This window comes from Gilvimarinus algae (assembly GCF_030518215.1).
Taxonomy (GTDB): Bacteria; Pseudomonadota; Gammaproteobacteria; order Pseudomonadales; family Cellvibrionaceae; genus Gilvimarinus; species Gilvimarinus algae.
The window spans coordinates 545,539-556,832 of the sequence record NZ_JAULRT010000035.1; the positions used below are offsets into that span (position 1 = coordinate 545,539).

An 11,294-nucleotide genomic window follows, 5' to 3' on the forward strand; every position below is an offset into this window, starting at 1 on the left:
CGCGCCGAACCAATGAGCCGCACCCTATGATTTACCTGCCCGCGACCATCAGAACTCTTCTCCTGACAATGATCCTTTGGCCTTTCGGCGTCACTCGGGCGGCGGAGCCACTGAGCCTCTGGTTTGATCAGCCGGTGTCCGATTGGGAGCGCGAGGCCCTGCCCATCGGTAATGGCGCTCAGGGCGCGGTGATCTTTGGCGGTGTCGAGCGCGAGCGTATTCAACTGAACGAGAAAACCCTCTGGGAGGGCGGTCCTGGGTCCAAGGGCGGCTACACCTTTGGCTGGCCCGAAGAGGGCAATCAGCACGCGGCCCTGGCCAAAGTGCAAAAAACACTCGAGGAGCAGGGCAGCATGACGCCCGAGGCGGCGGCCGAACTCATGGGCCGTGAGCATCCCGGTTACGGTAATTATCAGAATTTTGGCTATATCGATCTGGCCCTAGCCGCAAAAGGCGAAGTAAGCGCTTACCAGCGAGTGCTGGACCTGAAAACGGGTATTCTGACCATCCGCTATCGGCAAGGTGAAGTCGACTACACCCGCGAATATTTCTATAGCTACCCGGATCAGGTGCTAGTCGGTCAGTTCAGTGCCAGTCAGCCCGGTGCCTTTTCGCTGAAGGCGAGCTTTGCTATCCCGGACAACCGCAGCCGCGAGGACTCTGTAGCAGGCAACAGCCTGCGGGTCAGTGGTGCTTTGGCGCAAAACGGCCTGGTGTACGAGGGTTGGCTGGCGCTTGAGGCCAGAGGTGGCGAGGTCCGCTCAGCCCTTGAGGGTAAAAGGGGTTACTTGCAGGTCGATAAGGCCGATAGCGTAACGCTGATTTTTAGCGCAGCAACCAACTACGCCCAGCGCTACCCAGACTATCGCGGGGGCGAGCCAGCCGCGCTGGCAAAAGCCCGGGTACAGGCGGCGAAGGCGCGCCAAGTGGAGCGACTGCGCGAACGTCATCTGGCGGACTATCAAACGCTGATGGGCCGCGTTGAACTGGACATCGGCCAGCGTACCTATGACCTCCCCACCGCCGAGTTGCTTGCCCGCTATGGCAGTGGCAATACAACGCTCGATAGAACGCTGGAGGCGCTCTATTTCCAGTACGGTCGCTACCTGTTGATCGCCTCCTCGCGGGCGGGCTCGCTGCCAGCGAACCTCCAGGGCGTGTGGAACCACTCAAATACCCCGCCCTGGAACGCCGATTATCACGTTAACATCAACCTGCAGATGAATTACTGGCCGGCGCTGGTGACCAATCTGGCGGAAACCACCTTGCCGTTTTACGAGTTTGTCGAGTCGTTGGTCGAGCCCGGCCGCCTGTCGGCGCAGAAGCTGGTGGGTGCGCGCGGTTGGACGCTGTTTCTCAACACCAACATCTACGGTTTTACCGGTGTTATCGCCTGGCCCACCGCTTTTTGGCAGCCGGAGTCGGCCGCCTGGCTGATGCAGCATTACTACGAGCACTACCTGTTCACTCAGGACGAGCGCTTTCTGCGCGAACGCGCCTACCCCATTATGAAAGAAGCGGCCCGCTTCTGGCTGGACGCGCTGGTGACCGATCCACGCGATGGCAAGCTGGTGGTCAGCCCCAGCTACAGCCCAGAGCACGGCGACTTTACCGTGGCGGCGGCCATGAGCCAGCAGATTGTTACCGAGCTGTTCACCAACACTCTGGAGGCCGCGCGTACTCTCAAACTGGATACCGCGTTTACCAAAGAGCTGGCCGCTGCTTTGGCCAAGCTGGACGATGGCCTGCGGATTGGCCAGTGGGGTCAGCTGCAGGAATGGAAAGAAGACCGCGACGACAAAGCCAGCCAGCACCGTCACGTCTCGCATCTTTACGCCCTGCACCCTGGCCGGGTGATCACCCCGGCGGCGACCCCTGAGCTGGCCGAGGCCGCGAGTGTCAGCCTCAACGCCCGCGGCGATGGCGGCACCGGCTGGTCTCAGGCCTGGAAGATCAATTTCTGGGCGCGCTTGGCGGACGGCGATCGCGCGCACAAAGTCTTGGGCGAGCAGTTCAGGCGCAGCACCTTGCCCAACCTCTGGGATAACCATCCGCCCTTTCAAATTGACGGCAATTTTGGCGCCACGGCGGGGGTAGCAGAAATGCTCCTGCAAAGCCACGACCTGCGCCTGAATCTGCTGCCGGCGTTGCCCGGCGCCTGGCAGTCGGGCTCAGTGCGGGGCTTGCGCGCGCGCGGCGATGTGACCGTCGACCTCGCCTGGCACAATGGCAAACTGACCGAGGCCCTGCTCAAGCCGCAGCGCAGCGGCGAGCTGACACTGATTGGGCGTCATTACCGGGTGGTGCATGGCACTACCGGTAAGCTGATCACTGCTAAGCCGACCGAAGCGCAAGGGTTGAGCTTCCCCGTCGAGGCCGGCGAACGCTACCGGGTTACGCTCGCCACCCCCTGAGCCTCGCCCGCTGCACACCCACTGAGGGAGCCTCTGGCTCCCGCTTCCTTATATCGCTCGATCTCGTTATCTATTTTTTACATAAGAAAACATTTGCGCCAATAAAATAATTGAGGTATAACTGGCGATTAGATTTATATAAGAAATAGTTTTTCTATGTGAATGGTGCACTTCGCGCCGCCGTGAGTAAAAGGCCCATCCGCCCAGCCCGTTTGCCCGCAGTAAGTGCCGGGTGGTGATGCCGCATCATTAAGATAATAAGAGAGAGGAGTACATTGTGACCAAGAGCCCAGAAACTCTGTCATCTGCCCGTCGTTTGATTTCATCCACCTATGTCTCATCCCTGGTGCTGTGCGCCATGGGTGTCGTCGGCATGCCCGCCCTGGCGCAGGACGATGCCGGTGAAACCTCGTTGGAAGAGATTGTCGTCACTGGCCAGCGAGCCAGCATTCAGTCGGCACAAAACATCAAGCGTGATGCCGAAGCCATTGTTGACTCTATTGTTGCCGATGACATTGGCAAATTGCCGGATCGCTCAGTCACCGAGACCTTGCAGCGGGTGCCGGGTGTGACCATCGAGCGCTTTATCTCTATCGGCGACCCTGAGCATTTCTCGGCCGAGGGTAGCGGCGTGGCTGTGCGCGGTATGAAACACGTGCGCAGCGAACTAAACGGCCGCGACAGCTTCTCTGCCAGTGGTGGTCGAAGCCTGAGCTTTGAAGATGTCCCCTCTGAACTGATGGCCGGCGTGGACGTGTATAAGAACCCCTCGGCGGATATGATTGAAGGCGGTCTGGGCGGCACTGTGGACTTGCGTACCCGTATGCCGTTTGACAGCGATGATCGTTTGATCTCAGGCTCTGTCAGTGTGAACTATGGCGACTTTATCAAAGAGACAGACCCCTCCGGCTCGCTGCTCTACAGTGATCGCTGGGATACCAGTGCGGGTGAGTTTGGCCTGCTGTTGGATGTCGCCTACTCTGAAATTTCAACGCGTACCGACGGTATTTTCCTGCGGCCATTTTTCGCTCGCAACGATGTGACAGAAGACGGCAGCACGGCGTGGATTCCGCGCGGCGCCGATTGGCGCAGCATGGATTTTAATCGTGAGCGCCTGGGCAGCTATGCGGCTTTGCAATGGCGTCCCGATGACACTCAGGAATTTTTCCTGACCGTTTTCCGCAGTGAATACGACATGCGCTGGGACGAAGACGCCATTTTCGTCTCCAACAGCCCCTGGTCTATTCAACTGTCGGATGACACCGTATTTGATGAAAATGGTGTCTTCGTCAGTGGTACCTTGAGCAACACCGCTCCGCCATCCTGGGAACCGCAAGTACCGGGCATTCCTTTTGGTGCGGACATTCGTGTGTCCGAGCGTGAATCCGTGACCACCGATTACGCGGCGGGCTGGAAGTGGGTGCCGACGGATAACTGGGAAATCAGCACCGAGTTTCAATACACCGATTCAACCACCGACACTTTGGACAGTACCGTTGCCACCGGTATCAACCTAGAGTCTCTGACCATTGATATTGGCTCTGAGCCGCCCACCATCACCACCGATGAAGAGTTTTTGGCCGACCCGACCAATTACTACTGGGCCTTCGCTATGCCGCATGTTGAAGACAGCGAAGCCAACCAGTTTGCCTGGCGCGGAGATTTGGAATACAAATTTTACGATTCTGTTGTTAAATCGGTGAAAGTTGGTTTGCGCTATACCGACCGCGAAGCCGACAACATCAACACCGGCTATCACTGGCAAGGGATTTACCAAACCTGGATGACCACCGATTGGGGTGGCGGCCTGAATGTGAATGAGCTGGGAATGCCTTACATGGCCGATGGCTCGCAAATGACCCTGAACACCTTTGATAATTTCTTCCGGGGTGATGCCGATCTCACCGGTGTGGTCTGGGCGCCCAATGCCGACATTGCGGCGGGTTATCCCGGCAGCTATGTCGATCTCTACGCGGATGCTGCAGCCTATGCGGATTCTCTGGGTCACCCATACTCGGCCACTTACGGCGACTATGTATTGCGTGACCCTAATGATGAGCAGTGGGCCAACATCCAAGAAGAGCAGACCTACAGCGCTTACGGTTTACTGCGTTTTGGGTTTGATGAGTGGGCTATGCCGCTGGACGGTAACATCGGTGTCCGCGTGGTTGAGACAGACTCTGTCTCGTCAGGCTTTTTGGTGTATCCGAATGTGGCGCCCTTTGGCGATGGTTCTATGGAGCCAGTGCGCGCTGAAAATTCCTACACCAATGTGCTGCCAAGCTTGAACCTGCGGTTGAGCATTCGTGAAGACCTGGTAGCGCGCTTCGCGGTTTCTAAAGCCATGGCGCGTCCTGAGTTCAGCGAAATGCAGGCCTACCAGATCCTGAATGCGGATGTCGATGCCGATACGGGCGGCGTTACTCTGTCTTCCGGTTCGTGGAACAACCCTTATCTGGAGCCGCTTGAGGCGGATCAGATGGACCTGTCGCTGGAATGGTACTTCAACGACGCGGGCGGCATGGCGCACATCAACCTGTTCTATAAAGACATTGATGGCATTATTCGCAACCAAACCATTGCCGAGCAGTACCCGGATCTCAACGGCACCTTGCAAACGTACTCCGTGACTCGTCCGATCAATGCGGGCACGGCGGAAATTCAGGGTTACGAAATTGGTTACAGCCAGTTCTTTGACTTTTTGCCAGAGCCGTTTGATGGTTTAGGCTTGCAAGCCAACTACACTTACATCGACAGCTCTACGGATGTCCCCGCGTCTATCAGCGCCGATGATGGCTCTCTGATCGCGCCGGTAGACACAGACGGCACCATGATTGAAGGTACCCTGCCGTATGAAGGTCTTTCGGAAAATGCCTTTAACCTGGTGGGTATGTTTGAAAAAGGCCGTATTTCTGCGCGTCTGGCCTGGAGCTGGCGCGACGAGTACTTGATGTCGATCGGGCCCAATGGTTTTAACGGCACCGATGGGGGTGTTGGCACCAACCAGAGCGTCGCCTGGAAACTGCCGGTATGGAGTGATGCCACAGGTCAGTTGGACGGTTCAATCTTCTACGACATCAATGACAACTTTACCATTGGTCTTGAAGCCAACAACCTCACCAATGAGCAGACCCGTACCATCATGAAACAAAATGGCGCCGGTGATCACTACGCCTCATACTTTGTGAATGATACCCGCTACGCGTTAACGCTCCGCGCCAGCTTTTAAGGCTGTTGCCCCGCCCGGGCCATGCGCCGGGCGGGAAGATCTTGCGATAGCGTTTTAATGGAGTTTTTTGCATAGCTTGGCCCCGCCGCCGACAGGTGGCGGGGCTTTTTTGTGCAAGCGTATAAAAGTTGTCGAGCTGTATGGCGGTAAAACCAAAGTGGCGGCGCCGCTCCTTACTCACTCTACACTCGCGCCGGTATAGCCTATGCGCTAGGCAGGTTCTGGCACTCTACTCAGCCGTTTATTACTCAGTCACTTTGCAAAGGACTCTAGCGTACCGGTATGCCGTTTTAACGAAAAACCATTTGCCTTGGCCAAATGTTTACGCTATAAAGTAAATCATATATAAAAATATTTTCGCTTATGGTTTTCGCCTTTGGGAGAGCAAACCCTCAAGAGTTCTTAACTTGCCGGCAGAGCTCGGCAAATCAACCCGTTCTGATGAGAGTCAGAAAGTAGTAAGCGCTTTGCGCTCTCCTAACCCGCGATTGAGCAATCGCGACTGCATGAGCTGATGCTTTGCATCATTGCGGCGGCGCCGCCCGCGCTTGCGTCGGGCGCGCCGCATTTTTTCGCTCATTCCAAAATTTACAAAACCTATCGACTTCATGGCCCCTTTTCCCAGCTTTTGGCCTACTCTAGGGGGTACATCCGTGAAGGCGTAGACCTTGCTTATAAAATGCAAAGGCATCATCGCCCAACCGACTAGCCAAAAAGGGGAGGTATTTGTGAGCGACAGTTTTCAGGCCAAATCGACGTTAACGGTGAACGGTGAGGACTACACCTACTACCGGCTGGACGCACTGGCAGAGCAGTACAACCTGGACCGCTTGCCCTACTGTTTAAAGATTCTGCTGGAGAATCTGTTGCGCAAAGAAGACGGCAAAAACGTCAGCAGCGACGACATCCATACCCTGTGCCGCTGGCAGGGCTCAGACAAAGCCTCCGAGCAGGTCAACTTTACCCCCGCGCGGGTTGTGCTGCAGGACTTTACCGGCGTGCCTGCGGTGGTGGATCTGGCGGCCATGCGCGCGGCCATGCGCCAGCTCAAGGGCGACCCGGCCAAGATCAACCCCCTGGGGGCAGTGGATTTGGTGATCGACCACTCGGTGATGGTGGATTACTACGGCAACCCCGACTCTCTGGCCAAGAACACCGAAAAGGAGTTTGAGCGCAATAACGAGCGCTACCAGTTCTTGCGCTGGGGCCAGCAGGCGTTTTCCAACTTTCGCGTGGTGCCGCCTGGCACGGGCATTGTCCATCAGGTGAATCTCGAATACCTGGCCAAGGCCGTGCTGGTGGAAGAGAAAAACGGCGAGCGTGTCGCTCTGCCGGACACCCTGGTGGGAACGGATTCCCACACCACCATGATCAACGGCCTGGGTGTGCTCGGCTGGGGTGTGGGCGGCATTGAGGCCGAGGCGGCCATGCTCGGCCAGCCCATTACCATGCTGATCCCCGAGGTGGTGGGCTTTGAGCTCAAAGGCGAGCTGCCGCCCTCGGCCACCGCGACCGATCTGGTGCTGACAGTCACCCAAATGCTCCGCCAGCGCGGCGTTGTGGGTAAGTTTGTTGAGTTTTACGGCGCTGGCCTGTCCAAGCTGCCTCTGGCCGACCGCGCCACCATTGCCAATATGGCGCCCGAGTACGGCGCGACCTGCGGCATCTTCCCCATCGACGATGAGACCCTAAACTACATGACCCTGACCGGGCGCGATCAGGCGCAGGTTGACCTGGTGGAAGCCTACGCCAAAGCCCAGGGGCTGTGGCGCAGCGACGACGACCCGGTGGCCGATTACAGCGATACCCTGCATCTGGATCTCGGCGACGTCGTGCCGAGCCTTGCGGGGCCAAAACGCCCGCAGGATCGTATCGCCCTGACCGACGCCAAAGCCGAGTTCGACGCCCTGCTGGCGCAAGAGCTTAAAGACCAGGGCAATGTGGTGGCCAGTACCGACGACTCGCGCTTTGCCGGCGAGGGCGGCCAGACCGCCATCGACAACACCAACCCCCATGAGCGCGGCGCGGTGCCGGTGGAAATGAACGGCGAGAACTTTTTACTGGAACACGGCGCTGTGGTCATCGCCGCTATCACCTCCTGCACCAACACCTCCAACCCGGCCGTGCTGGTCGCGGCGGGCCTGGTGGCCAAAAAAGCCCACGAGCTGGGCCTGAACACCAAGCCCTGGGTGAAAACCTCCTTTGCGCCTGGCTCGCAAGTGGTGCCTGCCTATATGGAAAACGCCGGCTTGCTGGAGCCGCTGGCCGAGCTGGGTTTTGATATTGTCGGCTTTGGTTGTACCACTTGTATTGGCAACTCCGGCCCTCTGCCGCCGCCGGTGCAAAACGCTGTGCGCGCCGGCGATTTGCTGGTGGCCGGAGTGCTCTCGGGCAATCGCAACTTTGAGGGGCGCATTCACCAGGATGTGCGGGCCAACTACCTGGCATCGCCGCCGCTGGTGGTGGCCTATGCACTGGCCGGCAATATGAATGTGGACTTGCTCAAAGAGCCGCTCGGGCAGAGCAACAAAGGCGAGCCCGTGTATCTTAAGGACATCTGGCCCTCGCCCAAAGAAGTGGCCGATACCATCGCCGGCGCCATGACCGAGGGCATCTACGCCGAGAAATACTCCGATGTGTTCAAGGGCACTGAGGCCTGGCAGCAGTTACCGGTGCCGGCCGATGAAATTTACTCCTGGCCCGAATCCACCTACGTGAAAAAGCCGCCGTACTTCGACGGCATGACCATGGATCTGCCCGAAAGCAAACCCATTACCGGCGCACGCTGCCTGGTGAAGGTCGGCGACTCCATCACCACAGACCACATCTCCCCGGCCGGTGCCATCAAACCCGACAGCCCGGCGGGGCAGTACCTACGGGAAAAAGGCGTAGAGCCCGCCGACTTCAACAGCTACGGCTCGCGCCGTGGTAACGATGACGTCATGGTGCGCGGCACCTTTGCCAACGTGCGCCTGAAAAACCAAATGGCGCCCGGCACCGAAGGCGGTTGGACCACCTACCTGCCCACCGATGAGCAAATGAGCATCTATGATGCCTCGCAAAAATACCAAGCGGATAACACACCATTGATTGTGTTGGCGGGCAAAGAGTACGGTACTGGCTCCAGCCGCGATTGGGCCGCCAAAGGCACGAACCTGCTGGGCATTAAAGCGGTCATTGCCGAGAGCTTTGAACGCATTCACCGCTCAAACCTGGTGGGCTTTGGCGTCTTGCCGCTGCAGTTTAAAGACGGCGAATCCTATGAATCTCTCGGGCTCGACGGCACCGAGCAATTCGACTTTGAGCCGGTAGAGGGCGAACCAAAAGCGCTGCGCATTAGCGCCAGCAAAGAGGGCAAGGATACCGAGTTTGAAGTGCAAGTACGCATCGACACCGCTGTGGAGTGGGAGTACTACCGCCACGGCGGTATTTTGCACTATGTGCTGCGCCAGCTGGCGGCTTAAATTCCTACTTGCCCCGCACTCCGTTCGCAACGCTTAGGCGTAGCGAGCGGAGTTCTCTTGTACGGCATCAAATGGGCTGACCACGCCCAGCTTTCCGCTTTTGACAACGTGGGTGTAGATTTCAGTGGTCTTCAGGTCTGTGTGACCCAGCAAACTCTGAATGGTCCGTAAATCGTAGCCTCGCTCCAACAAGCGAGTGGCAAAAGAGTGGCGAAAGGTATGACAGGTGACGTGTTTTGCAATACCGCTGGCTTGAAGGCACTGTCGAAGGTGCTTTGTAACGGCAGTTGCGTGCAAATGATGCCGCCGGGTAACCCCCGTTCGGGGGCAGGGGCCAGGTCGTGAGGCCGGAAATAGATATTGCCACTTCGTCTGTGAGGCGGCGCTAGGGTACTTTCGCGCGAGAGCATCGGGCAAAAAGACCTCGCCAAGACCCGAGCTCAAATCCCGCTCGTGAAGGGTTGCGACCCAGTTCATTTGTTGGCGAATGCTATGAATCAAACCACCCGGAAGCACGGTAGTGCGATCTTTGCCACCCTTACCATGGCGCACCGTGAGGATTAGATTTTCCATATCGATATCCAGAAGACGCAGAGACAAACACTCGGCCTGGCGAAGGCCCGAGCCATACATTAATGCAAACATCAAACGGTAGGGCTGGGTTGCCATGTCAATCAGTCGCCGAGCCTCAGCAGTGGATAACACTGTGGGAATGCGCTGCCTGGTTTTTGCGTGCTGGAAGTCGAGGTTTTCCAGGGGACGGCGTAAGAATTGCCGATACAAAAATACCACAGCGTTGAGTGCAACCTTCTGAGTAGCTATTGAATTGTGACGACTATTGGCCAAGTGAGTTAGCCAAGCCTCCACATGTGACTCATTCATAGCCAGCGGGTGAGCGCAACCGTGAAAACGGATAAAGTTTAGTATCCAATGTATATAGGTTTTTTCGGTTTGGTATGACAGCTGGCGAAAGCGAATAAACGCCCGAAGTTGATCGACAAAGCGCGTGGGTTTCGCGGGCACATAAACAGGTATATCAGAGGGCTCTTCCATTAACTTCTCCCAGATAAGCTGTATTTATGTACACCTAGAAGCTGGTATTCACTCTGTCAAAACCGCTTTTCATAGTGCACAAGGTGGATTTAAGTGCCATATCAAAATCGCTTCTGATAAATCTCTGCAAAATCAGTAAGTTGGATAAAGCTTGTCCTGTGTGAAAATATCGAATAAAGTCAGAATTACACAGAATCAGGCTTGCTTTCCCCCTGACAAGGAGATGTCGAAAGTCACTTCTTTTCTTTTTAAAACAGACGCCTACGGCAATTTCCTCAATTCAGTTCTAGGGGAGTTACATTGCCGCGGGGAATTTTACTTAGGCTTTTGAATTAGCTGTTAGGCTAAACGAGCTATCGATCAAGGAACCTTTTTATGGCTCAAAAAAATGAATATGAAGGCGAAGCCCCTCTATCGATGTATTTGGCCTATGAATATTTGCCTCTTGGTCAGCAAGCAAAGATTCTAGAAGCGATAGATGGTGTCTATAAAACTATTCTGAGGGATCAGCTTAATTCTTGGTATTGGGTGGATTGGGTTCTATTAAGTAGAAGGCGATATCCCATTTATCACCCTGGTGCAGATGACTTCTTTGGACCCCATTTGTGTATTGTCTCTGCGCACACAGGAAACTCAATAAATTTTAAATTTGATCATGAAAGGAAGGTATTCCCTAGGTTATCAGCTTCAGGTGACGACATTGATGTTTATATCCCGCCCTGGACTGCCGCGGTGTTTTTAACGGGCGCTGTATTAACTGGTGGGCTGAATGCCTATGGTGAGTATCTCGATATAAAGCAGAAGCATATTGATATCGAACGATCCCAATTAGAGCTTGACCGACTAAAAGACGAATCCAGTCCTGAACACAATCAAATTCAAATATATTTAAATCAGTTTAAGTACGAAATTAATCAGCAGAACATTACAGACGTAAAAATCAACAATATTTCGCTAAAGTCGTCTGGCAATGAAGCTTCCAGGCAAAGATGAGCCTAACAAGCGACTGTGGTTCAACCCGTAGCTAAAAATAATTAATACGCCCACTCCTGACCATCGCGAATCATGGCATTTATGATGGTCAAAAACTTTCTCATCGCTGCGGTCAACGCCACTTTCTTATGTTTACCCTGC

5 protein-coding genes are annotated in these 11,294 nt (G+C 55.7%); 4 read left to right on the forward strand and 1 reads right to left on the reverse strand.

Translation table 11 applies throughout. From position 1 onward, the window contains the following. Positions 1-26: 26 nt before the first annotated feature. The 3 genes from QWI16_RS06120 to acnA all read left to right on the forward strand — a co-directional run bounded on the left by QWI16_RS06120 (position 27) and on the right by acnA (position 9,107). Positions 27-2,414: a glycosyl hydrolase family 95 catalytic domain-containing protein gene (locus QWI16_RS06120; RefSeq protein ID WP_302711886.1), complete on the forward strand. Its 2,388-nt coding sequence runs from the start codon at positions 27-29 to the stop codon at positions 2,412-2,414. A gap of 277 nt (positions 2,415-2,691) precedes the next feature. Beyond that, on the forward strand, positions 2,692-5,643 hold the full coding sequence (locus tag QWI16_RS06125; RefSeq protein ID WP_302711887.1) for a TonB-dependent receptor: 2,952 nt from the start codon (positions 2,692-2,694) through the stop codon (positions 5,641-5,643). 728 nt (positions 5,644-6,371) lie between these two features. Beyond that, on the forward strand, positions 6,372-9,107 hold the full coding sequence (gene acnA, locus QWI16_RS06130) for an aconitate hydratase AcnA (protein ID WP_302711888.1): 2,736 nt from the start codon (positions 6,372-6,374) through the stop codon (positions 9,105-9,107). A gap of 33 nt (positions 9,108-9,140) precedes the next feature. Here acnA and QWI16_RS06135 read toward each other — a convergent pair whose 3' ends face one another. Further along, a complete protein-coding gene (locus QWI16_RS06135) occupies positions 9,141-10,160 on the reverse strand; it encodes an integron integrase (protein WP_302711889.1) in 1,020 nt (339 codons plus the stop codon). Between the two features lie 375 nt (positions 10,161-10,535). Here QWI16_RS06135 and QWI16_RS06140 point away from each other — a divergent pair, with 375 nt between their 5' ends. Further along, a complete protein-coding gene (locus QWI16_RS06140) occupies positions 10,536-11,153 on the forward strand; it encodes a hypothetical protein (RefSeq protein WP_302711890.1) in 618 nt (205 codons plus the stop codon). Positions 11,154-11,294: the final 141 nt, after the last annotated feature.

Coding starts and splice junctions, on each gene's coding strand:
- QWI16_RS06140 (WP_302711890.1), top strand. CDS start 10,536: ATGGCTCAAAAAAATGAATATGAAGGCGAAGCCCCTCTATCGATGTAT.
- QWI16_RS06120 (WP_302711886.1), top strand. CDS start 27: ATGATTTACCTGCCCGCGACCATCAGAACTCTTCTCCTGACAATGATC.
- QWI16_RS06135 (WP_302711889.1), bottom strand. CDS start 10,160: ATGGAAGAGCCCTCTGATATACCTGTTTATGTGCCCGCGAAACCCACG.